25 protein-coding genes are annotated in these 24662 nt (G+C 56.3%); 4 read left to right on the forward strand and 21 right to left on the reverse strand.

All coding sequences use genetic code 11. From position 1 onward, the window contains the following. Positions 1-99: 99 nt before the first annotated feature. Positions 100-972 carry a helix-turn-helix domain-containing protein gene (locus tag ABJT94_RS05655; RefSeq protein ID WP_348477088.1) on the forward strand — a complete coding sequence of 291 codons (873 nt, stop codon included), beginning with the start codon at positions 100-102 and terminating at the stop codon, positions 970-972. Positions 973-1178: 206 nt separating this feature from the next. On the opposite strand, the gene ABJT94_RS05660 is transcribed toward ABJT94_RS05655, so the two are convergent. The 7 genes from ABJT94_RS05660 to orn form a co-directional block, all read right to left on the reverse strand. Next, a complete protein-coding gene (locus ABJT94_RS05660; protein ID WP_348477087.1) occupies positions 1179-1994 on the reverse strand; it encodes a TlpA disulfide reductase family protein in 816 nt (271 codons plus the stop codon). Between the two features lie 64 nt (positions 1995-2058). Then, positions 2059-2775, reverse strand: a complete 717-nt coding sequence (locus ABJT94_RS05665) for a YebC/PmpR family DNA-binding transcriptional regulator (RefSeq protein WP_348477086.1) — start codon at positions 2773-2775, stop codon at positions 2059-2061. A gap of 85 nt (positions 2776-2860) precedes the next feature. Beyond that, the gene (locus tag ABJT94_RS05670; RefSeq protein WP_348477085.1) at positions 2861-3346 is read right to left on the reverse strand and encodes a GNAT family N-acetyltransferase; all 486 of its coding nucleotides are present in this window, start codon (positions 3344-3346) and stop codon (positions 2861-2863) included. A 160-nt stretch (positions 3347-3506) separates the two neighbouring features. Next, positions 3507-6089: a glycosyl hydrolase family 18 protein gene (locus tag ABJT94_RS05675; protein WP_348477084.1), complete on the reverse strand. Its 2583-nt coding sequence runs from the start codon at positions 6087-6089 to the stop codon at positions 3507-3509. Between the two features lie 82 nt (positions 6090-6171). Beyond that, positions 6172-7863: a glycosyl hydrolase family 18 protein gene (locus ABJT94_RS05680; protein WP_348477083.1), complete on the reverse strand. Its 1692-nt coding sequence runs from the start codon at positions 7861-7863 to the stop codon at positions 6172-6174. A gap of 428 nt (positions 7864-8291) precedes the next feature. Then, on the reverse strand, positions 8292-8819 hold the full coding sequence (locus ABJT94_RS05685) for a hypothetical protein (RefSeq protein WP_348477082.1): 528 nt from the start codon (positions 8817-8819) through the stop codon (positions 8292-8294). Between the two features lie 92 nt (positions 8820-8911). Then, complete coding sequence (orn, locus tag ABJT94_RS05690; RefSeq protein WP_348477081.1) at positions 8912-9457, reverse strand: oligoribonuclease; 546 nt, start codon at positions 9455-9457, stop codon at positions 8912-8914. A gap of 85 nt (positions 9458-9542) precedes the next feature. Here orn and rsgA point away from each other — a divergent pair, with 85 nt between their 5' ends. Further along, entirely contained in the window at positions 9543-10562 is a 1020-nt protein-coding gene (rsgA, locus tag ABJT94_RS05695; protein WP_348477080.1) for a small ribosomal subunit biogenesis GTPase RsgA, read from the forward strand. A gap of 29 nt (positions 10563-10591) precedes the next feature. Continuing rightward, a complete protein-coding gene (locus ABJT94_RS05700) occupies positions 10592-11092 on the forward strand; it encodes a hypothetical protein (RefSeq protein ID WP_348477079.1) in 501 nt (166 codons plus the stop codon). Between the two features lie 44 nt (positions 11093-11136). Here ABJT94_RS05700 and ABJT94_RS05705 read toward each other — a convergent pair whose 3' ends face one another. Beyond that, positions 11137-12846: a trypsin-like serine protease gene (locus tag ABJT94_RS05705; RefSeq protein ID WP_348477078.1), complete on the reverse strand. Its 1710-nt coding sequence runs from the start codon at positions 12844-12846 to the stop codon at positions 11137-11139. Between the two features lie 252 nt (positions 12847-13098). Between ABJT94_RS05705 and ABJT94_RS05710 the strand changes: the two genes are divergently transcribed. Then, the gene (locus ABJT94_RS05710; RefSeq protein WP_348477076.1) at positions 13099-14034 is read left to right on the forward strand and encodes a GGDEF domain-containing protein; all 936 of its coding nucleotides are present in this window, start codon (positions 13099-13101) and stop codon (positions 14032-14034) included. Positions 14035-14038: 4 nt separating this feature from the next. Here the strand turns inward: ABJT94_RS05710 and ABJT94_RS05715 are convergent, their stop codons facing one another. The 13 genes from ABJT94_RS05715 to ABJT94_RS05775 all read right to left on the reverse strand — a co-directional run bounded on the left by ABJT94_RS05715 (position 14039) and on the right by ABJT94_RS05775 (position 24660). Continuing rightward, positions 14039-14728 (reverse strand): aspartate/glutamate racemase family protein, encoded by a 690-nt coding sequence (locus ABJT94_RS05715; RefSeq protein WP_348477075.1) that lies wholly within the window; start codon positions 14726-14728, stop codon positions 14039-14041. Positions 14729-14771: 43 nt separating this feature from the next. Continuing rightward, positions 14772-15101, reverse strand: coding sequence for an SMR family transporter (locus tag ABJT94_RS05720; protein ID WP_127556480.1), 330 nt, complete (start codon positions 15099-15101; stop codon positions 14772-14774). A gap of 108 nt (positions 15102-15209) precedes the next feature. Then, positions 15210-15716 carry an SRPBCC family protein gene (locus ABJT94_RS05725; protein ID WP_348477074.1) on the reverse strand — a complete coding sequence of 169 codons (507 nt, stop codon included), beginning with the start codon at positions 15714-15716 and terminating at the stop codon, positions 15210-15212. A gap of 246 nt (positions 15717-15962) precedes the next feature. Beyond that, a complete protein-coding gene (locus ABJT94_RS05730; protein WP_127556482.1) occupies positions 15963-16316 on the reverse strand; it encodes a RidA family protein in 354 nt (117 codons plus the stop codon). A gap of 43 nt (positions 16317-16359) precedes the next feature. After that, positions 16360-17400: a histone deacetylase family protein gene (locus tag ABJT94_RS05735; RefSeq protein ID WP_348477073.1), complete on the reverse strand. Its 1041-nt coding sequence runs from the start codon at positions 17398-17400 to the stop codon at positions 16360-16362. A gap of 10 nt (positions 17401-17410) precedes the next feature. Next, positions 17411-18166, reverse strand: a complete 756-nt coding sequence (locus ABJT94_RS05740) for an amino acid ABC transporter ATP-binding protein (protein ID WP_348477270.1) — start codon at positions 18164-18166, stop codon at positions 17411-17413. A gap of 67 nt (positions 18167-18233) precedes the next feature. Next, entirely contained in the window at positions 18234-18887 is a 654-nt protein-coding gene (locus ABJT94_RS05745; RefSeq protein WP_348477072.1) for an amino acid ABC transporter permease, read from the reverse strand. Between the two features lie 12 nt (positions 18888-18899). Further along, the gene (locus ABJT94_RS05750; RefSeq protein WP_348477071.1) at positions 18900-19607 is read right to left on the reverse strand and encodes an amino acid ABC transporter permease; all 708 of its coding nucleotides are present in this window, start codon (positions 19605-19607) and stop codon (positions 18900-18902) included. 256 nt (positions 19608-19863) lie between these two features. After that, complete coding sequence (locus tag ABJT94_RS05755; RefSeq protein WP_348477070.1) at positions 19864-20667, reverse strand: transporter substrate-binding domain-containing protein; 804 nt, start codon at positions 20665-20667, stop codon at positions 19864-19866. Positions 20668-20881: 214 nt separating this feature from the next. Continuing rightward, positions 20882-22063: an acetyl-CoA C-acyltransferase gene (locus ABJT94_RS05760; protein WP_348477069.1), complete on the reverse strand. Its 1182-nt coding sequence runs from the start codon at positions 22061-22063 to the stop codon at positions 20882-20884. Continuing rightward, positions 22060-23334: an ArgE/DapE family deacylase gene (locus ABJT94_RS05765; RefSeq protein ID WP_348477068.1), complete on the reverse strand. Its 1275-nt coding sequence runs from the start codon at positions 23332-23334 to the stop codon at positions 22060-22062. The genes ABJT94_RS05760 and ABJT94_RS05765 overlap by 4 nt, the downstream gene beginning before the upstream one ends. Beyond that, positions 23331-23978 carry a 3-oxoacid CoA-transferase subunit B gene (locus ABJT94_RS05770; protein ID WP_348477067.1) on the reverse strand — a complete coding sequence of 216 codons (648 nt, stop codon included), beginning with the start codon at positions 23976-23978 and terminating at the stop codon, positions 23331-23333. The genes ABJT94_RS05765 and ABJT94_RS05770 overlap by 4 nt, the downstream gene beginning before the upstream one ends. Next, complete coding sequence (locus ABJT94_RS05775) at positions 23965-24660, reverse strand: 3-oxoacid CoA-transferase subunit A (RefSeq protein ID WP_348477066.1); 696 nt, start codon at positions 24658-24660, stop codon at positions 23965-23967. The genes ABJT94_RS05770 and ABJT94_RS05775 overlap by 14 nt, the downstream gene beginning before the upstream one ends. Between the last annotated feature and the right edge of the window lie 2 nt (positions 24661-24662).

Genomic DNA, 24662 nt, shown 5'->3' on the forward strand with positions numbered 1-24662 from the left:
TCGATACAGGGGGCAAAAGAAGGAACAAAACCGGGTTTTTCTTGTACTTTTGATGGATAGCAGCACAATTAACCGTCAATTTACCGGAAGCCACCGCTCATGGCCGAACCGAAGCCCATTCCCGTCTTCAAGCTCTATGGCGAACAAACCGCCTGGCTGACACCGGATCTGCTGCATTGCGAGGCCATTGCGGACCGCAGCCGGCTGCACGACTGGGTGATCAAACCGCATCGGCACCGGGGCCTGTACCAACTGTTGTATCTGAATGCGGGTGATGCGGTGCTGCAACAGGACGCCCAGCAATACCACCTGGAAGCTGGCAGCCTGGTAATCGTGCCCGAGATGTCGATTCACGGCTTTGCGTTCGGGCCCAAGGCCGCGGGCTATGTACTGACCCTGGCACACCCGCTGGTGCACAAGCTGGCGCAATCGCTACCCGAGCTGAACGCCTTTTTCAGCGAGTTCGTGCGCCACCGCATTTCGGTTTCGCAACGGCGCAGCGACATTGAGCGCTTGTTCGAAATCATCAATCAGGAATACCAGCGCGATGGCCTGGGCCGGCAGGTGTTGCTGGAATCCCTGCTCAGCAGCCTGTTCGTCTGGCTACTGCGTCAGGCCCGACCCCGAGACACACACGACACCCCGGCAACCCAGGATCATTTCGGACGTTTCACCGACCTGATCGAAGCGAATTTCAGGGAGCCCCGGGGCGTGGCCGACTATGCAAACGACATCGGCATCACCGCCAACCATTTAAACGCGATCTGCCGCCAGGCGGTCAACAAGCCGGCCCTGGCGCTGATTCACGAACGCCAGATTCTGGAAGCCAAACGGAGGCTGGTCTACAGCGCTCTGACCATCAACCAGATTGCCGATGAGCTTGGCTTTTCTGATCCGGCGTATTTTTCCAGATTCTTTAAACGACTCACTGGTGTAACACCAAAAGGGTTTCGGACTCAGGCGGGAACATAATTAACTCAAGTTTCGGAGTTCGCGGTAGGCTTTGCTGCCAGTCGTCCGCACCGGCCACCAAGTAGGGCTATAGAGGGTCGGGCGGGATGCCGCCCACTCAACCCATCCATGGGGCCTGGACCGCAGCATCCTTGCTGCGGACCACCCTCGATAGCCCTACCTGGCACCCGGTGCTCACCCTTAGCTAGCGAACTCCGAAACTTGAGTTAATTATCTGGCAGAATCTTACTCAAACCCTGGGCCAGGGTCGCACGGGAAAGCTCACCGGCGTGGGTGTCTTGCAGGGTGCCGTCGGCATCGTAAAACAAGGTGGTTGGCAGGCCTCTGCTTTGAATGATGGCCGGTAGCTCGGCGCGCAGGTCGTAATAGCTGTGGCGCAGGTTCAGGCCCTGCTCGCTCAGGAATTCCAGCCCCCGGGCCGGGCTCTCGGCCTGGTTGACGAAGATAAAGGTGATGTCCGGGTACTCTTGCTGCGCGGCTTCCAGCACCGGCATTTCCCGGACACAGGGGCCGCACCAGGTGGCCCAGAGGTTAACCACTCTCGGGCCGCCGGCACCCACGACTGCCAGGTTATGCGGCTCTCCTTGCAAGTCCACCAGTTCAAGCTCCGGCACATCCACATTGGGGTAACCCACCATCTGCACGCCACCCCAGATGCCGAGCCAGGCGACCACGCCGGCGCTGACGGCAATGGCTAGAGGCTTACGCACATCGGCATGGCGCCAATACCAGAACAGGGCCATCAGCACCGTACCCGCCAGACCAAACCAGGGGTCAAAGCCGCCGTCACGAATGTCGACCATGCCCAGCCAGTCGTCCCGGTAGAATTCGAAATAACGGATGATAAAGCCCAGGCGCGCCACAACGACCGTGACCAGGAAAATATCGCCCAACTTCGAGATCACCGAACTGCGGGTGCGCCGACCCACCAGGCTACCGACCAGAATCGCGATGCCAAACGCCAGCATCAGCATGATGTAGCCAATGGGCAAACTGAAAGGGCCGATAATTACAGAGGTCATGGTGGTGTGAGTGTCCTGTTGGTAAGAGAGAGTGACAGGACACTCCCGGAAATCGAGGGGTCTGTCAATATTCTGCGTTGTGAAACAGGTGCTGCACATCGTCCAGAAAGTTAAGCATATCCAGCATTTTTTCGAATTGCTCGATGTCGGCCCCTTCAATCGCTGTGGTCATTTGCGGCACAAACTGAACCTCATCGACCTCGAATTCGATGCCGTCGAACGCACTCTTAAGCGCATCGCGGGTTTTGGCGTATTCGGTGTGGGGGGCGAATACCGTGATCACGCCGTCTTCGGCTTCAATGTCAGAGACATCGACATCCGCCTCGGCCAGGGCTTCCAGTACGGCATCCTCGTCCGGTCCGGAGAAACTGAAAATCGCATCGTGGTCGAACAAATGGCTGACGGCGCCCGAAGCACCGAGTTTGGCTTTTACTTTGTTGAAACAGGTGCGTACATCGCCATAGGTCCGGTTCGGGTTATCGGTCAGGCAATCGACAATGATCATGGTGTTGCCCGGCCCAAAACCCTCGTAACGGGCCACCGCGAAGTCTTCACCGCCGCCGCCGGCGGCCTTGGTAATGGCTTTATCGATCACGTGTGCTGGCACCTGGTCTTTCTTGGCGCGCTCCAGCAGGGACGCGAGCGCCAGGTTACCGGTCGGCTCGGTGCCACCGGATTTGGCACACATGTAAATCTCACGGCTGTAACGGCTGTAGACTTTGGCTTTCATGTCCGACGTCTTGGCCATGGATTCTTTGCGGTTCTGGTAGGCTCTGCCCATGGGATAATACCGGGTTGGTTAATCGATGGACGGCGATTCTAGTCGTATTTGAGGGTTTTCACTAGCCAGAGTGGCGAAGGTAGTGTCAGGTCGGGGCATCCGCTGTCTCGCCCAGCGTTTTAACCATACCAACCATCACAACCTCGTAACCCAGTCGCAGATTGAGCTCAACCATGGTTTGATTGGCGGTGAATACATTGGTTCTGAGCTCGGTGATGCCCCGAGCCAGGCACCAGTCCTCGCCCCGCTTTTTAAGCCCGGACGCTACACTCTGTTTGCGGTGTTCAGGGTGAACCCATAGCCCGACTAACTGAGCGTGCGGCTTATCCTCTTTGGGTTTGGCCTGAACCCAGTGAAAGGCGACGATGTCGTCGGCTTCGTTGCACATCAATCCGACAAAGTTGATGCTGCCATCGCTGCCGTTCAGTCGGCTGGCGACCTTTTGCAGCATCTGCTCAGAGTAATGGTGAGCGGAGTCCCACTCCAATGGTGCGGCACAATGCAGGCGTGCCACCTCGGCGACATCTGCCTGAGCGTCAGGGTCTAGCTGCCGATACTCGAGACCTTGCATAAGCCGTATTTTTCCCTGCCTTCAATTAAAATATCCCTCATCACCAGTGCAATGAGCACGTCAACAAACGAAATCAGTATCAACGAATTTCATTGAATCCGGAAGGGCCAGACAGGGATGACCATCCCTGTCTGGCCAGAGGCGTAGCAAGCTTGGCCCGCTAATCCGAAACGGGGGTAACAACCGGCAGTTCCGGGTGTTCTTGCACCAGGCCGTAAGTGTTGCCGCCCAGATGCAAGCGGTACCCTGAAGGCCCGGCTACCGGCAGGTAGTAGTTCAGCGTAATGTCGACGGATTCACCCGGGGCCAACGCTTGCCAGGCCGGCAAGCTGAAGCCGACGCGGTGGAAGGTTGCGTCCAACCCGCCGATGTTATTGCCGGCTGCGTTACTGCCATCTTCAAGCACCGTCAGACCGGCGCCACTCTGGTCTGAGATGGTGCTGGATGTGGAGGTCGGCATGTTGAAGCTGACGTCGGTGCCGCCCGGGATCTCGACATCCGTTTGGTTGGTCAGCGTCAGCGTCGGGTTGATCGGGTAGTTGTTATCGCCCACTTTAAAGCCACTGATCTCAACGGTAACGTTAATGACCTCGCTCGGGGGTGCCAGGTTGCCAGCCAGTTCGGTGTCGTAGCCTCCGGCACCGGCGAAGGCGTTGTAGGCGATGTCTGTCAGGGTCGTACCCATGTAGTACTCGCCATTATCGCCCCGCTGCGGGTGCCAGCCGTAGTCGCCCGCCAGCTCCCAGAACATGATACCGCCAACGCCCTGATCAATGACGTACTGCACCTTGGCATTCATTGACTGGTCATCTTCGGTACTGAGGAAAACCCGAGTCTGGGGATTCCATAACCAGGGAGCTTCGGCCAGGCTATCGTAATGACGCTCATAGGTACCGCTCAGAGACATTTGCGGATCAAACCCGTAATCGCTGACGTAACGACCAACGATGCCCGCCTCCAGGTTCTTGGCGTGCCACATGGGGTTGGAGCCCGCCCCCAGCTCGTTGCCTTGTTCGTCTTTGTCGTGCCAGAGGTTGTCGATGCCGGTCGCACCGTAACCACAGGGGCTGTTGACGCCCGTGCCGGTCGGGCAGCCGGTCTGGTCAGGCAGTTCGGCCGTGCCCCACAATCCATTGGTTCCACCCTGAACGTTCTGAAAACCACGGGTGTAATAGGGAACGCCAATATTAATGCGCCCGGCACTCATGGCACCCCGGAAATACGCCACCGCCCAGTCGGTGTTGAGGTAGCCTATGCCGCCATACTGCGAGGTCCCATACACGTTGGCTGCGGCGAGCTCTGCGTCTTCACCGGTGTCGTACAGTGCAGCGTTATGGCCGACGTATTCATTCCAGGCGCCATGCAGGTCGTAGGTCATGATGTTGACGTAATCCAGGTACGGCGTGACATCGAAGTCTTCCATGCCGCGCAGCAGATAGCCTGAGCTGGGGGCGGCAATGGTCAGCAGGTAATGCTGGCCGTCTACGGCGCTGGCCTGGTCCAGTTTTTCCCGCAGTGTTTTCATCAGCACCCGATAGGAGCGCCACAAATCACCACGCAGACTGTCGGCGTAATCAAAATCCAGCGGATTGCCGGCACCAGTCATGGAGGTTGGGTATTCGTAGTCGATGTCGACACCGTCGAAACCATAGGTACGGATAAAATCGACCGCTGAGTTGGCGAAGGTTTCAATGCCTGCGTAGTTGACACTGCCGTCGGCATTGGTGGTCATGGTGTAGAAACCGCCGTTGTCGACGCGTTGACCGGTGCTGTCGAAATACCCACCGGTTTCGGCCCAGCCGCCGACCGATATCAGCGTTTTAACGTGCGGGTACTGCGCCTTGTATTGGTTCAACAGGTTGAAGTGACCCTGGTAGTCCAGGCTCGGGTCCATCTCCGCGCCGGACACTTCGGGCCAGGTCAGGCCGGTGGCCGGGTTGCTCGGGTCGCTGGTGTCGCCAACCGACAGTTCGTTCTGATCGTTGATGTGTGCGAAGGCGTAATTGATGTGGGTAAGCTTCTGCCAGGGAATATCATTGGCAAGATAGGCTGGCTGACCGTTCTTGCCCGTGCGCCAGGAGGTGAAGTAACCGATTATCCGACGCTGGTGAGTGTCGCCCAGCGCTTCGCGGCCGTTGTCATCATAGACCGTGCAATAAGGCACTTCGACGCCCGCCGTCTGGTACAGCCCTTCAGGCCGGCAACCACGGGCTATCGGGTCTTCACCGATGCTGAGCCTGATCGCTGTGCTGTCGGTTGTGGCGCCAGCATCGTCGGTAGCACGGGCAAAAACACTAACGTTGCCCGCTTCGGCTATCCAGTCGAACCGATAAGGGTCACTGTTATCAATACCGATAGGGGTCCCGTCGACAAAAAACTCCACGCCGGTGACAACACCGTCACTGTCGCTCGCCTCTGCGATGAAACTGACGGTATCGCCAGGCTGAATATTGTCACCCGCAGAAGGGCTCGTCAGGCTGACGCTGGGTGGCTGATTCTGATCGGTGGTTTCACAGCTGCCCAGCGCCGTCCACTCCTGGTACTGATCGCTGTGGTCGGCCGGGTTCTGGTTTTGCGTCCACCAGTTGGCTTCATAGGCGATGTCATCGTAGTGCACCTGGTCTCCGCCATTGAAGGCTGTGCCGGCGTCCCAGTCGGGCAGGCCGCTGCAATCGTAGGCCGCTGCCGAGCCAGCCAGCACCAGGCCGCCCAGCAACGCGCTCAGAGCAATATGAGTTTTCATGATTGATCCATTCTTATTCTGTCGTGAAAAAGGCAGGGAGCCCTCTTCCTGCTGAAGAGGGCTCATGAAGAAGCACAGGGTGTTACTGGCGCGGATGCCCCAGCCCTGAATTCATGGAATTCAGAATGTGGCCGTTGTCCGCATCAATTTCCCAGGCAAAGAGACCACCCAGGTTGTTTTGCAGGACGTAGTTGCCCTTGGCTTCAACGGAGCGCTGGGTATCGAAAGTCAGCAGTTTTCCGTCGGCATAGTTCCAGGCGTAACTGCCCTGGGCAATGTCATCCCAGAAGACCTGATAGCCGTTGATACCGGAACCAGATGGGCCGCCCATCACCTCGGCTTCAATCTCCTTGTAATCCTGAATGCCCGCTTCCCAGCTGCCTTCAATGGCTCCGCCACCGGTGCCTGTGAAGGGGTAATCGGGCTGGCCACCGCTGACGCCTTTCCAGCCACGACCGTACATGGCAACCCCCAGGCTCAGCTTCTGCGGCGGCACATTTTCACTGAGCATGTACTGCACGGCTTCGTGGGCGCTGAAGCCTTGCATGGCGGCATCGGGTGCCGGGTACAGGCCGGTCTGGTGGCCCAGCACGTTATTCCAGGCGCCGTAGTAGTCGTAGGTCATCAGGTTGATGTGATCCATCACCTGGGCGGCATCTGCCCAGCCGTCGCCGATGGCCTGTAATTTCTCAACACCACCGCTCATGGCTGCGGTCAGCTGATATTGACGGCCCGTTTCGGCCTCCAGCTCATCCAGTGCGACGCGCAATTCCTGCATCAGGGTCACGAAACCCTGGCCGTCGGCAGCGCTGCCAAGAGCGGGGTTGGCGCCACCACCACCGGGAAATTCCCAGTCGATGTCGATGCCATCGAAGAAGTCATACTGGCGAATGAAGCCGATCATCGACTCAATAAAGATGGCGCGTGCGGCCGGGTCTGTTCCAATATCATAAAGCGGATCCGACAGCGTCCAGCCGCCAACGGAGGGCAGGATGGTAATATCGGGGTGCGCCTGTTTCAGACGGTACAACTGAGCAAAGGTACCGCGGACCGGCTGGTCCCAGCGGTCATTCGGATAGGATTTTTCCAGTGCGGCAAACTTGTCGTGCACCACCACTTCGTAATCCTGCTTGCCACTGCACTGGCTCTGCAGCGCGCTGTAACCACTCGGATTGGCGTCGGCCAGCGACTGGTTCGGCCCGCAAATCGGAATAAAGCCGTAATAAAGATGCGTGATGTTTTCAGCCGGTATATCCGCTGGCTGATAATCGCGACCGTAAATGCCCCATTCGACGAAATAAGCGCCCACCTGTTTGCCACTTTCGCCGGTGTCATAGGGCTGGTTGTTTTGCTCCAGCGGGTGCGGCCAGCCAGTCATGTCGAGGTCGGCCGGGTCCCAGCTGCCGGAGTCATCATCGTCATCGCCGCTGCCGGCGACGGTAACCGTGGTTGCACCACTGGCAATGCACCCACTGTCATTGCACAACTCCACCACTAGCTCGTGACTGCCAGCGGCCAGATCGACCGTACAGCTGGCGTTCTGCGGGTTCGGGTCATTGCGGGTAAGACTGCTTTGGCAAATTGGATTACCGTTATCCGACAGGGTCCAGGAAGAACCGTTTTCACCCCACCAGAGATTCCAGACGATGTTGGTATTGCTGCCATCGTCAACGCTGGCGGGTAACCAACCCAGGTTGGGTTGTGCAGGTGCAGCCATCAGGCCGGTACTCAACAGGGTTGTGGCAAAACCCAATAAGACTCGTTGATGCTTCATAATATGAACCTTCCTTTTGTTATTGTTCGTTTGGCCAAGTGATCTCAGCTCGCTCAATCAATATAACCAATCTAATACCTTTAGAGACTGGATGATCAAAATATAGACACCAATTGGGGTGGTTCGAAAAACAAACCACTGAATTTTGTTAGCCAATTCACACTTTAGGCCGATAAAATCGGAATTTAAGCCAACCATCACCCAGCAGAAACGTTTCGTTCTAAAAATAATACCAATCTAGACCCTTACTAAGGTAAGCGGATTGGGTCAGAGCCATGCCAGGATGATTTCAATCGACTTGTTGCTGAACATCACAGGCCAGGCGACCGGAGAAACGCAATCAGCATAAAAATCGTTAAGAACATTGAAGAAGGCAGGGTGAGAGGCGGGGTACTGGCAACGCCGGAGGTGTTAAAAATTAACAAGGCTTACTCGGAACGCCCCTGACAATAAAACTGATAGAACTGCTTCAATTCGCGGGGGCTACGCAAATGATGTACCGAAACGCCGGGCTTCTGCCTGGCCAGTAACGAGCGTAAATAAGGGCGCGTCGTACGGTGGATATGCCAAATAATCCTGAGCATGGGGATCAGTTTTGCCAGCGGCTGACAACCCTCTGCCCACCCGGCTGGCCTCACAAACACCGATTTCACACCGCGTTTGATGGCCCACCAATAATGCACGGCGATTGGAAAATCGAGGTAAACGATGGCATCGGAGCGTGCAAACCGGTCGGCTATGGTTGAGTCATAGCCAACCCCCTCGATGATCCAGGACTCCCTGGCCACCAAATCATCGTGAGCTTGCTGAAAAGCCTCTTCAGAAACAGCCTGCCAATCGGGCTGCCAGATCACCTGGTCCAGATGATGGACGGGCAGGCCAGTGCGCCTGCCAAGCGCCAGAGCCAGGGTCGACTTCCCGGCACCGCCATTTCCAATGATGGTGACTTTATTCATAACGCCTTGTATCCACCCCCTGCCCATAACTAGCCCTGATGAACAGACATGGGCCCGGACCAGGCATAAACAACAGGCGCTGTTTGAACCGGTCAGTCCAACCGAATGAAATGCTCACGGTAGTGCTTCAATTCACCGATGGATTCCAGAATATCATCCAGCGCCCGGTGGCTACCTTTCTTCTGAAAACCATCCAACACCTCGGGGCGCCAGCGGCGGGCCAGTTCTTTCAGCGTGGAAACATCGATATTTCGGTAGTGGCAAAACGCATCGAGGTGCGGCATGTAACGCACCAGAAACCGCCGGTCCTGCCAGATTGAGTTACCGCACAGTGGCGACGCTCCCGGCTCCACCCACTCTTTCAGAAACGCCAGGGTTTCCGCTTCGGCCATCGCATCGGACAGCGTGCTGTCTTTCACTCGCTGAGTCAGGCCGGATTCGCCGTGGTGTGTCGTGCACCACTCGTCCATCGCATCGAGCGCTTCATCGCTCTGGTGAACCACCAGGTTCGGGCCTTCGGCGATGACATTCAGGTCTTTATCGGTCACGACGGTAGCGATCTCGATAATGCGGTCGGTATCCGGATTCAGGCCGGTCATTTCCAGGTCGACCCAGATCAGGTTCGATTTTTTATCCATCTCAAATAGCCTTTTGTGCCCCCCGAAAGGGGTTTAGGGAGTAGAATGTGGCTAGAGTATAACTTAAGAGAAGCACCGTCGATTCATGAGTAAACGCAAGCTGACCCGTCAGCAACAACACCGAATACAGAAAGTACAGGACGAACGACTGGCTCGTGCCCAGAAAAAGGCCGACAAAATCGAATCCCAACTGGAAGGCGGTGAGCTGGGCGAAGCACGGCGCGGGCTCATAATCGCGCACTACGGCATAACCACCGAGGTGGAAGCCGAAGATGGCACCACAGTACGCTGCCACAAACGCAGCAACCTGCCCCCGCTGGTGACCGGCGATCAGGTCATTTGGCAGCCAGACCCGCAGGAAGGCGGCGTTATCGTCGCCACCGAAGAACGCCGCACCCTGCTTAGCCGACCCGATTCACGCGGCCAGCTGCGGCCAGTCGCTTCCAACATCGATCGAATCATCATCGTCGCGGCGCCCACGCCACGTACACCGGCCAACCTGATCGACCGCTATCTGGTCGCCGCCGCCCACGATGAGATTCACCCCATCATCCTGCTGAACAAATCCGACCAGCTCGATCAGGCACCGGACATGGTGCGGGAAATGGAAGAATACCGGGAACTCGGTTACGAGACCCACGCCGTCTCAGCCCAGACCGAAGAAGGCATGCAGGCCATTCGCGCCCTGGTGGCCGAGGGCAACTCGGTTTTCGTGGGTCAGTCTGGTGTGGGCAAATCGTCCATCATCGCCGCCCTGCTGCCCGATGAAGTCATTCGCGTGGGCGCCATCTCCGAAGCCACCGGCAAGGGCAAGCACACCACCACAACGGCGGCGCTGTACCACATCCCCGGCGCAGGTAACCTGATCGACAGCCCCGGCATTCGCGAGTTCGGGCTCTGGCACGTTGAAACCGACAGCCTGTTCCAGGGCTTTCCAGAGCTCGACGACGCGGCCGGACGATGCAAATTCCGTGACTGCGCGCACGAAACCGAACCAGGTTGCGCGGTACGGGCCGCAGTGGAATCCGGTAAACTGCTACCCAGACGCTACCACAGCTTTCTGTCGATACGGGACTCACTGAACGAAGTATCGATGCGAAACTGAGCTTTCACTGACTTGGGAGGGAATCGCCCATGACCGAACGCAATGACACCGGTGTGATTCGACTGAACACTCTGGACGACTTCATCGAACACAGCCGCGAACTGATCAACCAGACAGGCCGTGAACTGACCGTACTGAGCACCGACCTCGACCGCGACTGGCTGGGCAGCGATGCCGTCACCGACGCCCTGCGCCAATTTGCCATACGTAACCGGCGCAGCAAGGTTCGCATTCTGGTTACCGAGACCGATCCGGTTGTGAAAGGGCGCCATGCCTGGCTCGACTTGATAAAACGGCTGTCGCGCATCGAAATCCGGGTGATCAAGCCCGAAATTCTCGACACCGAACCCATGAAAGGCACCTTTGTGCTCAGTGATCGCAGCGGCCTGGTGTACCGGAATTCAGAAACCGGCTACATCGGTTTTGCCCATTACGACGATAGAGCCACCGTGCGCCAGCAGCTCGATGTATTCGATCAATACTGGCGCTACAGCGAAGAGTCGCCAGAGTTCAGGCACCTGGCATTGTAATACCGCAAACGATGGTCAGTGCCTCGGGTGAGCGCGAGCCCTTGCTAACCGTCGCGACTGACCCGGTTTGAGTACCGAACCGGGTTTTCCAACTGCCAGACAGACTCCTGCTCCGGAAGTGGCATCACAAATCGCTTCAACTGAGGGGTCGCGCGGCAAATATCGGGCTGAGTGCGAACCACCTCGACTTCATCTCCTTTCACCCTCAACAGCAGATGGTTCTCTTGCGTGCAGCCATTCGACATGACTGAGAATTCGAGGCCTTGCTCCGAGATGGTGGGGTTGAAGACCACTTCCGGGGGTTCGGATGAAAAGGGGTTGGAAGAGCAGGCGGTGAGGCCCAACGTTGAAAGCAGTAGCAAGGCCAGAGGGCCTTTACGAGTTCTGCGAAACAATACCAATGGTGCGGCAAGCAGGAGCCACCAGGGTGACATCGCGCCTCCTCCTCCGCTGAATCGTTGCCCACCCGTTGCCTTAGAAACTGAAGCCAGAAGCGTTACCTCCAGTAATTCGCTTTCTACCTGAAATTGGAAAGGTCTTCTGTAGGTACCCACACTGGACAAATTCGCTTCAAATTGAATCGTGCAACTACTCCCATTGGCCAACGTGCCGATACATCCGTTGCCGATCATGTTCAGCCCATTGGGCAATTGAGAAAAATTAAAATTGCTAACATCGACTGGCCCGCCCGATGTATTGGTAAAGGTCCAGCTTCTAGTTGAAGACAGGGTTTCAGAGGCCGAACCAAAATTTACAGATAAGGGAAAATCCAATTCGTCCAGGATGTTTCGTGCCGCAGCGTTGATCCAGGGGCGCATGGCAGCTACATCGGTATAAACACCATTTGCAGAGGCACAAGCGGCGCCCCAGCTGACAATCCCCACCTGAGGACCACCATCAAAAAAGAGTGGGCCACCACTATCACCCTGGCAGGAGTCTTTCCCATCTATCGGCGAGAATTCATTCGGTACACCAGCACACAACATTGTGTTATCAACGTAACTTGAGCCATAGTCATCGCATGCAGAATCTAGTTTGGCGGGAACATCAACCTGTAGTAACTCAGCACTGGGAATGGTTTCAACTTGCTGATCGATGGCATTCTGCAGTGTGTCTGTATTGCCATGACCAATTACTCGCACCAAATCGCCAATATTTGTATTCCAGTCATCAGTCGTGTTGGTGATCTCTATGCCTGTAAAAGTATCGCTGGTGTCAGCCCCAACATAAATAAGTGCCACATCATTGTTAAAACTACCTGAAACATAAGCGGGATGAATGTAGATCTTGCTTCGAGGGGATGCCAACTGAATTTCATTATTGGCGTCATACGCAAGAAATCCCGTAAAGTCTTGATCATCGAAGCCTGCAGGCGGGGTATCCAAATCATTCGATGTTGCACACGAGACGCTACCGGCGAACAGTAACTTGCAGTATTCATACCTCATGTCATCTGAGTTATTCCCGATCAACACCGAGAAATCCGTCGAGTTGGAAATGTCGTCAACGCAATGGGCTGCTGTCAACACCAGACCATTGCCAATATATGACGCACCACAGACCGGATTCCAGTGCTCATCTGCAATTCCACCAGACCATGAATACTCTTTCATCAATGCAGTAAAAAATGGGTAGCTCCCGTCGGCCACAGGATCGCCATTGATAATCCTTGGCTGAACATCCTCCGCCCAAGCCACATTAGCAGCCCCAATCAACACCAGCCCAACCACAACCGCTTTCACACTGCTACGCACATCCCTACTCCCACAAGGCAATACCCTTAGAATAATCCAATAGTGGCACCCCAGCCATGCCAAACCTCGTAAAAAGCGAACCGGTCGTCAGGATAAATCCGCCTGACATCCAATTCCGGTAGACTCCCGGGAGCTCGGATACCACCTCGGGTTAGCCAGTCTGCGTTTACAGGGCTATCCTTTAGTCAGTAGTGTGGTTGCTATCCTTGCTACCAAGGCTCCCTATACCCACCAAAGGTACAGCAAATCGTCATGAAGTCCGACAACGGCTCAACGTCACTCGCTGCGCTGATCCCCACGCTGAAGCAGCTCTTTGAAGGCAGTGGCAGCATGGTGTGCCTCTACGACGAGGCAGATACCCTTGTCTATGCCAATAACATCTTTTATGAAGTGACCACTCTGCCTGCTGGTTCACTCCCTACCTGGCGCGACATGATTCGGGAAAGCCACCGCTCAAACAAAGGCCTGCTGATCGAGACAGACGACATCGAAGACTGGCTGGCCCGTGCCGAGCAACGGCGCAGAAGCGTTCCCTATCGCCAGTTTGAGATCGATACCGTCGATGGCCGCTGGATTCTGATGTCAGAAACCGTGATCCCAAAGGTGGGGGTTTTGGGCATTGGTGTCGATATCACGCGGGCCAAACACACCACCACTCTCCTTCAACATGAGTATCAACAGGCCCTGGTAGAAGCCGAAACAGATGCACTGACCCGAATGGGTAACCGGCGCGCGCTCGACCGCTTGCGTCGACTGCTCACGCTGAATGGCCAGAACCGGGTCATTTCTGCCCTTATGATCGATATCGACTGGTTCAAGCCCTACAACGACAGCCTGGGTCATTTGCAGGGCGATGAGTGCCTGCGCACCATTGCCGACGTTATTCGATCGGGATTTCGCTCTGAAGAGGCGTATCCGCTGCGTATTGGCGGCGAGGAGTTTCTGATTCTGATGGTCGATGCCGACCTGCAGTCCGCCACCCAGGTAGCCCGGCGTATTCTGCGCAACATTCGCAGCCGGGCCATTCCGCACCCGGCCAGTGAGGTCGGCCATGTCACCCTGAGCATCGGGGTGGCCTCCGGCACGGTGACCGATGAGGCCAGCATCTCAACCCTACTGGATGAGGCCGATAAAGCCCTGTATCAGTCGAAACACACGGGTAGAGACCAGGTAACCCTGGCCTCATAACCTGTTAACCAAGCGCGTGCTCTACTGCCTGCTCGGCGTGGATACGCGTGGTGTCGTAAAGCGGAACCGGTGTATGGGCCTGCTGAATCAACAGACCGATCTCGGTACACCCTAGAATCACCCCCTGGGCACCGCTCGCCGCCAAATCGTCCACAACCGCCAGATATTCGGCCCGGGAAGGCTCACTGATGACGCCCTGGCACAGTTCTTCGTAGATAACCTGATGAATGCGCTCCCGTTGCTTTGCATTGGGTGTCAGCACTTCAATGCCTTTGGCTTCCAGCCGTTCCCGGTAAAACGCCTGCTCCATGGTAAAACGGGTGCCAAGCAAACCAATGCGGTCGATGCCTGCATTCAGCAGCACCTGAGCCGTGGCATCGGCGATGTGCAGCAGGGGAATACCAATGGCGGCTTCGATTTGTGGGGCGACCTTGTGCATGGTGTTGGTGCCTATCAGCAGCACTTCGGCCCCGGCAGATTCAACTGACTGGGCAGCAGCCGACAAGATCCGCGCGGTTTCATCCCAGTTGCCCTGGTGTTGAAGGGCCTCGATCTCGGCAAAATCGACGCTGTACAGCACCACTTTGGCCGAGTGCAGGCCACCCAGGGCGGTCTTGACGTTTTCGTTCAACAACCGGTAATAGGTCTGGGTCGATTCCCAACTCATGCCGCCCAACAGGCCAATGGTTTTCATACTCAGGCTCCCTTTCCTGCGTTAGTAGCGAGTTTTACAATTGCTAATGACCGGCTTTGGAAAAGACGTTAATGGTCACTACCCCTGCAATGATAAGCCCCATCCCCAGTATGGCCGGGAAATCCAGTTTCTGACCATACAACAACCAGGAAGACACCGCGATCAGCACGATGCCAAGCCCCGCCCAGATCGCGTAGGCAATGCCAACGGGTATGGTTCTGAGCGTCAGCGACAGAAAGTAGAACGCCAGCAGATAACCGGCTACGACAATCAGCGAGGGCCAAAGCCTTGAAAACCCCTCGCTGGATTTCAATGCAGAAGTGGCGATCACTTCCGCCACAATAGCGATACTCAGGAACACCCAGTTTTGCATACACACCTCCGTTCAGTGAGCGGGCGATAGTAACCACTCACTGCCGGGAGCGACAGTCTTGCAGGCTGCGGATGATTGTGTGCAAACCGCGTTGTCAGAGCCTGGGCTTTAGTGATGGCGTGCTTTCATGAACGCCACCAACTGGTCGAGTGCGATGCCCCAGCCTTCGTGAAAGCCCATAGCCTCGTGCTGGGCTTTAGCTGCCGCCGTCTGGTGAACCACGGCTGCCGTATAGCGCGTGCCAGTGCCTTCTGGTTCCAGCAGCAAATAGGCCGTAAACACAAACTCGCCCTCGGCTGGGCTAGGCGCCGGCCGAAAACCGGGCAACATGGCCGATGTCCAGACCAGGCGCCGGTTCTCGACCAACTCCAGATAACAGCCTTCTCCGGCGGGCATCGCTTCGCCCTCGGGCGATTGCATCACGGTGCGGAACATACCGCCCGGGCGCAGGTCGATATCGCACTCGGTCACCGACCAGGGCTTGGGGCAGAACCAGGGCATCAGCAGCTCAGGCTGAGTCCAGGCCTGCCAGATCCACTCGGCGGGAATATCCACCGTGCGTTCCAGCAGCAGGTCCAGTTCGGGGTTGAACTCAAAAGGTAGTTGGGTGCCCATAGTCCATTCTCCTAAAGGCGATGGATCGCTCCAGTGGTACAGCGCCTGGTTGAGTAGATACTCTACGCTTAATACCAGGCTGATATCCAGAGCCGCACTCAGAAACCGGAAAGGTTAACGCGATCGCCCTGCAGGCTAAGTCACCGGTGTCCCGCAGGTACTGAAGCCTGCGGTGCTGGAATGACGAATACGCCGAACGGATCCGGCGTAGCGGCAGCAATGTGACTAGCAACCTGTAGCAGCAGATCAGGCTGGGATAGCGGCTATCACCATCACTTCCACTTTCCATTCCGGCTTGGCCAGGTTACCGGTGACACAAGCGCGTGCCGGAGTGCGACCAGGCACCACCCAGGCATCCCAGGCTTCATTCATTTCACTGAACTCGGCCATGTCCGTGACCCAGATGGTGGCTGACAGAAGGTGAGATTTATCGGTACCGGCCTGGGCCAGCAACTGGTCGATGCCTTGCAGAATCTGTTCGGTCTGACCGCGCATGCCGGCGCTGGCATCCGGGGCGACCTGGCCTGCCAGGTAAACGGTGTTGCCGTGGATGACGGCCTGGCTCATACGGTGGTTGCTGTCGATGTAACGATCGCTCATAAAATGCACTCTGTTGGTTGGGAAATTAGAGATTGTTCGGGGTTCAGCCCCGCCGAAAACCTTGCAGGAAGGCTGCGAGATTATCACCGAGGCTGTCGGTTGGGTAGCCGCCTTCCTGAACAATGACTTTGGGTCCTTTCACCTGGGCAAGGCGCTGGCCAATGCGGTAAAAATCTTCGGTTTCCAGGGTCATGCCCGCCAGGGGGTCGTCCTTGTGGGCATCGAGCCCCAGCGCGATCACAATGGCCTGGGGTTTGAACTCTGCCAATGCAGACAGCAAGCGTGACAGTGCCTGCAAAAATGCAATGCCATTGGCGCCCAGTGGCAGCGGCACATTGCAATTAAACCCCTTGCCGTCACCTTCGCCCACTTCCGTCGCTGCGCCCCAGAAAAACGGGTAGAAATCGGCCGGGTCAACATGAACCGACCCGGTCCACACATCGCTTCGCTCCCAGAAAATATCCTGGGTGCCATTTCCATGGTGAAGGTCGACATCAATAATGGCCACACGGTCGTAGTGTTCACGCAGAACGGTTGCCGCCAGCGCCGTGTTATTCAGAAAGCAAAACCCGCCTGCCCGCTCTGGGCCGGCATGGTGGCCCGGTGGCCGGCACAGAGCATAGCTGACGGTCTCGCCTTGCACCACGGCTACGGCCGCCGCCTGTGCCGTGGTCGCGCTGGCGATGATGCCGGTATAACTGCCTTCATCCATCGGGCAGGCCATATCGTGCATATGCCAGCCTGCCTGGCCAATAATGTGCCTTGGATAAACGCTGGCATGGCCACAAGGGTGCACATTGGGAGCCACCACGTCTGAAGCAGCCGGCAGGGTTCGCCAACGCTCTACCACGGTTTCCAGAAAATCCAGATAACGGGCGCTGTGAATGCGCTTTAGCCGATCAATCAACGCAGTGTCGTGTGTGACCAGTGCAGGTAACAACACCAGGCTTGCGCCCGCCGTTTCGACCGCCTCTTTCAATCGATCAGCACGAACCGGCTGCTCCGGTGACGGTGCGGGTTGCCCGCGCAGAAAAAAGTGTTTGGGCGCGTGTGCGCTTTGCGCCTCATGGTAAAAGCATTTCACGATGCACCGCCTAATGGTTATTGCCGAGGTGTTTTTGCAGGAAGTTACGCGTACGTTCCTGGTCCGGGTTACTGAACAGTTTATCCGGGGTGCACTCCTCGACCACCACACCGCCATCCATAAACAGGGCCCAGTCGGAGACATCGCGCGCGAAACTCATTTCGTGAGTCACGATCAGCATGGTCATGTGTTCATCGGCCAGGCTGCGCATTACCCGGTTTACTTCCTCGACCAGTTCAGGGTCGAGCGCTGAGGTGGCTTCGTCGAACAGCATCACCTTGGGTTTCATCGCCAGTGCCCGGGCAATGGCAACACGCTGCTTTTGCCCGCCGGACAACCAGTTCGGAAATACATCGGCTTTTTCCGCAAGCCCCACCCGCTCCAGCTGCTCCATACCAAGTTCGCGGGCGGCTTTTTTATCCATTCCCTTGAGCTTGCGCGGTGCCAGGGTCACGTTATCGATGGTCGACAGGTGCGGGAACAGATTAAAGTGCTGAAACACCATGCCCATGTTCTGGCGAATGGTGTTGATGTGTCGCTCAAACGCCAGGCCCTTCATATCCGGCCGGTTTACCTGAACGCCGTCGAGCAGAATCGCCCCCTCATCTATCACTTCAAGGTGATTGACCGATCGTAACAGGGTGCTCTTGCCGGAACCGGAAGGCCCGATGATGGAAATGATCTTGCCACGGTTAACCGTCAGGTTAATGCCTTTCAATACTTCCAGGTCACCAAAGCGCTTATGAACGTTGCGCACTTCTACCATGGGTGTATCTGTCGATTGTTCTGTGCTCATAAAAAGCTCCAGTATCTTAATTGTTTATCAGGACAACTCAGCGACGGTAGGCAGTCTGCCGCTCCAGCCAAGCCTGGCCCAGTTCCATCAGAATATTGATTACGTAGTACATCAGAGCAATGACAATAAAGAATTCGAACGGCCTAAACGACACGCTGATCGCATACTGGGAGGCATACACCAGCTCAGCCACACCGATGGCAGAGAGCACCGAAGTATCCTTCACCATTAAAATCATGTTGTTGCCCAACTGGGGGATGGAGCGAATAAACGCCTGGGGCACAATGATGTATAAAATGGTGTTCCAGTGACCAAAGCCCAGCGACCGGGAGGCCTCATATTGCCCGTCGGATACCGACTTGATGGTGGCAATGAAAATATCGGCGTTGTACGCCATGTAGTGGAAGCCAAGGCCAAGAATACCGACAACAATGGCTGGAATCAGAATCCACTCACCCAGCCCAAAGTACAGGAAGTAGAGCTGCAACAGCAGCGGTGTGGTCATGAACAACCAGATAAAAAACCGCAAAGGCCAGCTCACGACTTTTTTTGTATAGATCGAAATCACGGCAACCACCAGCCCACCGACAACCGACATCAGCGCAACAGCGATGGCCACCAGTGACCCTACACCAACACCTTTCAACAGAGTCGGGAAGTAGGTAACAACGGGCGTAAAATCAAATTCCATCTGAACGACCTCCTATTGAGTGGTGTACCGGGTTGCCCGGCGATAGGCCAGTTCAATGATGCCCATCACCGCGTAAATAATGATGATGTACATCAGCGCACTGATGGTGAAAATTTCCAGCGGTTTATAGGTGGAACCAATCAAACGCTGTGCCTGATAGGTCAGCTCAACCACCGAAATAATAGACACCAGCGAGGAGTTCTTGATCAGCACGATGGCTAGCACACCCACGGAGCGAATCATCAGGCTGGCCGCTTGCGGTAGCACAATCGACACCATGGTTTGTACCTTGCCGAAACCCAGTGACCGGGCCGCTTCACTCTGCCCTTTGTCGACAGATTCAATCGAGCCGCGAATAGCCTCACTCATGTATGCGCCAATATTGAACGCACCAACGACGACACCGCAGGTGATGGGGTCGAGTCGCAAGCCAAGGCTAGGCCCGCCATAGAACACCAGCAACAACTGAACGAAATAGGGTGTTCCTCGAATCACACTGATATAACCGCGGGCAAACCAGCGGATGGGGGCAAAGCGGAAGGTCTGTAAAAACACCAGCCCACACGCCACAAAGAAGCCGAAGAAAATGGCGCGGGAAGAGATATCGATCGTAACCCAGGCCGCCCTGATCAACAGGGGCGTCACCTCGACCATCAAGTCAAAGTCCATGGTCATACCTTTTTGCTGTTGTTGTTCAAGTTCTCGACTTGGCCACAACATCGACAGTCGTCCGCGCTGGATGCAGGGTTTGCTTCTTAGGAGTCGGGCGGGATGCCGCCCACTCAATCCGTCCATGGCGGTTCGACATCCCGGGCCTAGACCGCAGCCGAGGTGTCGGACCGACCCATGCTGCGGACTCCCCCTAGTAAGCAAGCCCTGCACCCAGCGCTTATCCACAGCGCCATGTCAAAGTCGAGTTTTGAAGCTTTGAGGGCCAGCAATCCAATCGTTATGTACTGGCTCTCTTGATCAGCCCTTACTCAATATTGGCACCTTCGCCAATCCACTTGTCTACGATGTCCTGGTAGGTCCCGTCTTCCTTAATTTCGGCCAGGGCAACGTTCAGAGCTTCCATCAGCTCAGGTTTGTTCTTCTGGATGGAGATGGCTGCAGGCCAGCGAGGGAGTTCACCGACATCGACCATCTTAATTGCAGGTGCATTTTCCTGCATCGCGACCAGCACGGGTACGTCGTCGGCGATCATCACATCAATGCGGCCAGTGGTCAGGGCGTTCATCATGTCGGGCAGGCCCTGGAAGGTCTGGTTGCGCCATTCGCCTTCCCCATTTTCGACGGCCCATTGATTACCGGTTTCACCCAGGGTGGAACCCACGCGTTTGCCGGAAAAATCACCGATGCTGCTGATGTCATCAGTGCTTTCCTGTACCCATACCGACAGGCCGGCACTGTAGTAGGAATCGGTAAAATCAACCGCTTTCTGGCGTTCTTCGGTTACGCTCATGCTGCAGATGCAGGCATCGAACCGGCCACCAGCCAGTGCGGCGATGATGCCATTCCAGGGTGACGACTGCACTTCAACTTCAACGCCCATTTTTTCGGCCAGAGCTTTGGCGATATCAACATCGAAGCCCACCAGTTCACCCTGCGTATTCACAAAGCTGAACGGAGGGTAGGCACCGGAGTTGGCGACCTGAAAAACGTCGTCTCGAATTTCAGGCAGGTCACGCGCCTGGGTTGGCATGGCCACCATCGCGGTTGCCCCTATAATCACGGCTGCGGCCGCCAGAGTTTGTGAGAATGTTTTAGTCAGTGTCTTCATGTTCTTATTCCTGTTCAGACTTTATTAAAACAATGCATTCTTCGATGCATTGCCCCTCTTCACACTGGTCAATGACCGTACCTGTTGAGCCAGGATCGATCGTTGTAACCCATCCAGATTAGTTATTGTGTTGATTCCGGCTAATGCTGCAGTCACCTCCTGTCGAAACGTTGTTAATGGTTTGTAATGTGAACCCATGGCAACGCCATGCCGTTCAGACTCGTTCAATCAATAAGGCAATACCCTGGCCGCCGCCAATACAGGCAGCGGCTATTCCATAACGGCCACTGGTAAGCTGGAGCGAGCGCGCCAGCGTACCGGCCAGTCGAACCCCAGTGGCACCCAGTGGGTGGCCAAGGGCCAGTGCGCCTCCGTGTATGTTCAGTTTTTCGTCATCAATACCCAGAGTTTCCCGGGCATACAGCGGCACAACACTGAAGGCTTCGTTGATTTCCCAAAGATCAATGTCGTCGACGGTCAGATGGGTTTGCGTCAGCAAGCGCTCAACCGCTGGCACAACCCCCTGCCCCATCAATTCCGGTTTGGTGCCCCGATCCACGCAAGCGTGCACCCGGGCTAGTGGAATCGCACCGGTATCATTAACCGCCGCTTCCGACATCAGCATGGCCAGCGACGCCCCACTGGTTAGAGGTGAACTGTTACCCGCCGTGATGTTTCCGCTGTCACTGAAAGCTGGCGACAATTGCGCCAGGGCTTCTGGCCGGGTATCGGGCCGGATGCAGGCATCCTGTGCGAAGGGTTCCGACGCTGCGACGTTAATCGGCAATATTTCATCTTTAAAAAAACCGGCTTGCTGGGCGGCGTGCGCTCGCTGGTGCGAGCGACACGCAAAGGCGTCCATCTGCTCTCTGCTGATGCCCGAGGCCGTCGCCAACTGCTCGGCGGTCAGGCCCATGTTCAGCGCAACCGCCATGTCATAGTTTTTGCCGTTATCACCCGGCATGGCTGGCACACCCAATACCCCTTCCTTGAACAAGGCAGGGCCCATAGGGACGCGCGTCATGTGTTCAAAGCCACCCGCCAATGCAACCTCTATGGCTCCACATCCGACGGACATCATGCCAAAACGCAGTGCGGCCAGGCTGGAACCGCATTGCTGATCGATCATGCGTGTGGCCGCCTGATCACCGAGCCGGCTTTGCATCAACGGATACCGCCCGCCAAAGCTCCATTGTTCTTTTACCGCCAGTGCACAGCCCAGACTCAGGTCATCGATGCGTTCGGGCGAAATGCCGGTTTCCGCCAGGCTGTGATTAATCAGTTGGGCCATCAGCCAGTCTGCCGACCAGTTTTCAAAGGCATCGACACCGGCTTTTTTCGGGTGCGCCCGGCTGAATGCAGTGCGCTGGTAATGCGTTAAATAAACCGGCTTCATAACGGCTCCAGTTGGCACCAGCGGCTGATAAACAGCACATAGGCTCGCAGTACGTGACGGATGGATTCGATGTTGACGCACTCATCGACGCCGTGAATGTTTTTGGCGACCGGTCCATAGCAGGTGCCGCCGGTTCGGTTGTAGAAATGAAAGGCGCGCAAATCGGTGGTGGCGGTAGACCAGTAGGGTTCGGGGTCGGCACCGGTCAGGCTGTGGTGGCATTGCGATAACAGCTCAATACCCGGATTGCCGGTATCGACCAGGTGCCCCTCAGAGCGAAAACCATGAAATCTCAACACCGGTCGTTCTTCAGCGAACGCCGGGTCTCTCAGGCAGGCCTGGTCAATGCAGTGGCTGACGCGTTGCATGATGTCATTGGCGGTCATGCCCGGGGGAAAACCAATGCGGCCTTCCATTTCGGCAAACGCCGGCACACTGGATGGCCAGTTACCGCCAGCAATGGCGCCAATATTCAGGTTAAAGGGATGGTCGATTTCCCGGTACGGGCCTACTCGATGCTGTTCGTTAAGCTCTGCTTCCAGGTCTTGCAGCCAGGGAATCAATCGCTGGAGTTTCTCGATGGCGTTTATGCCCGTCCCGGCAGCCTGCACGTGAACCGGCTTACCACGCACACCGAGCTTGAACCAAAGTACACCGATCTGGCCGGAATAGAGGGTTGGACCGAACGGTTCGGGAATCAATACAAAATCGCCACCGAATCCCTGGTGTAAACAGGCCAGAGCGCCGTTACCTGAACACTCTTCTTCAACCACAGCTTGCACGGTGAGCGGAGACGTCACCTGGAAGCCCGCCTGTTTAATGGCGTGGACGGCATAAATCATCGCTGCCACACCGGCTTGCATGTCGCCAGCGCCACGTCCGTACAGCCAGCCATCGTGTCGCCAGGGTTCGTTGGGCGCAGAGGTCCACATATCAAAGGGGTCGGCAGGAACGACATCCAGGTGGCCGTTAAACACCAGGGTTTTACCAACTGCTTGAGGGTTTAAACAGGCAACCAGATTGTATTTGCTGTCGTGATCCCAGGGCACCGGTGCATAAAGCGGATGTTCCGCTAGCTCAGCCTTGTGCATGCCAACCCGGGTGACGGGCAGGCCGAGGTCGGCCATCTGGCTTTCAACACAATTCAGCACCGCCTGCTCCTGACCCAGCACGGCATAGGTTTTTACCATGTCTTCAACAAAGGCCAGGGCATCCGGAAAGACGGCATCGGCACTGGTCAGCAGGTCGCTTTCGCGCTCTGTCAGGCTCATGCCGTGCCTCCTTCGTTAGCAAAAGTCAGCTCGGCCTCAGTCAGTGCCTGCAAGTCGGCATCGCTGATCTCAATCAGTTTTTCGCGTACCACCAGCCCCTGGTCGGTCACGTCTATCACGGCCAGGTCTGAAATGATCCGGCTGACGCAGGCCTTGGCGGTCAGCGGCAAACGGCAGGTTTTCAGAATTTTCGGATTGCCGTGCTTGTCTGTGTGGGTGGTGAGCACGACGATGCGCTGGGTCTTCTGGGCCAACTCCATAGCGCCGCCAATACCCGGCGAAAACTTGCCCGGAATTTTCCAGTTGGCGAGGTTACCGTGCGCATCAACTTCGAAGGCACCAATCATGGTAAGGTCCAGCCGGGCACGGCGAATCATCGCGAAGGACACAGCGCTGTCGAACAGACTCGCGCCTTCGCGCAGGGAAACGTAAGCCCCCGCGGCATCAATTAGAAAAGGGTCCATGTGTTCCGGCGCCGCTTGCTTCCAGGCACCGAGAATGCCATTTTCAGAATGAATCTGAACATCGAAGTCATCCGGCAGGTAATGCATGACTTGCGTCGGCAAACCAATACCGAGATTAACAATGCTGCCGGGTGCGATCTCCATCACCGCCCGGCGTAGAATGCGTTCAACGACGGACATGATGTTCCAGAATCCCATAGTCTGAGGTGAGTGATGCCAGCGGTACCACGCTGTCGACAAAAGCACCCGGTGTGTGCACCTGCTCCGGTTTAAAACAGCCCGGCGCACCCAGATCCGGCGTCTCGACGATGACATGGTTCGCCGCCATGGCCATCAGCGGGCTGAAGTTAATAGCCGAGCCCTGGTACACCAAGTTACCCAGCCAGTCGGCATGCGCAGCATGAAGCAATGCAAAATCAGCCGACAGCGCCATTTCGACCTTGTAGGTTTTGCCCTGCCAATCTAGCAGGTCATCCGGTCGGGTAATCTCTGAATCGATGCCGATGTCCGTCAGAAAACCAAAGCTACCGGCACCGGCGGTGCGGATTTTTTCCGCCAGCATACCCTGGGGGTGAAACTGCACTTCAACGTCGCCCTGGTTCATCCGGTCAATCACGCCCTTGTTCAATCCAATGTGCGTGGTAATCAGCTTTTTTACCTGGCCATTTTCGATCAACCGGCTCACGCCATGCGCGGCCTCATTGGCATCGTTCTTGATTAACGTGAGGTCAGTTTGCCCCTGCCTCACTAACTCTCGTATCAGAGTGAAGGGGGTGCCCGGGTTGCCAAAACCACCGACCATAATCACGGCACCCGAAGGAATGGCCGCAATGGCATTTTCCAGAGTCCGGTTCTTTTTCATAT

It is taken from the genome of Saccharospirillum sp. (genome assembly GCF_039982735.1).
Taxonomy (GTDB): Bacteria; Pseudomonadota; Gammaproteobacteria; order Pseudomonadales; family Natronospirillaceae; genus Saccharospirillum.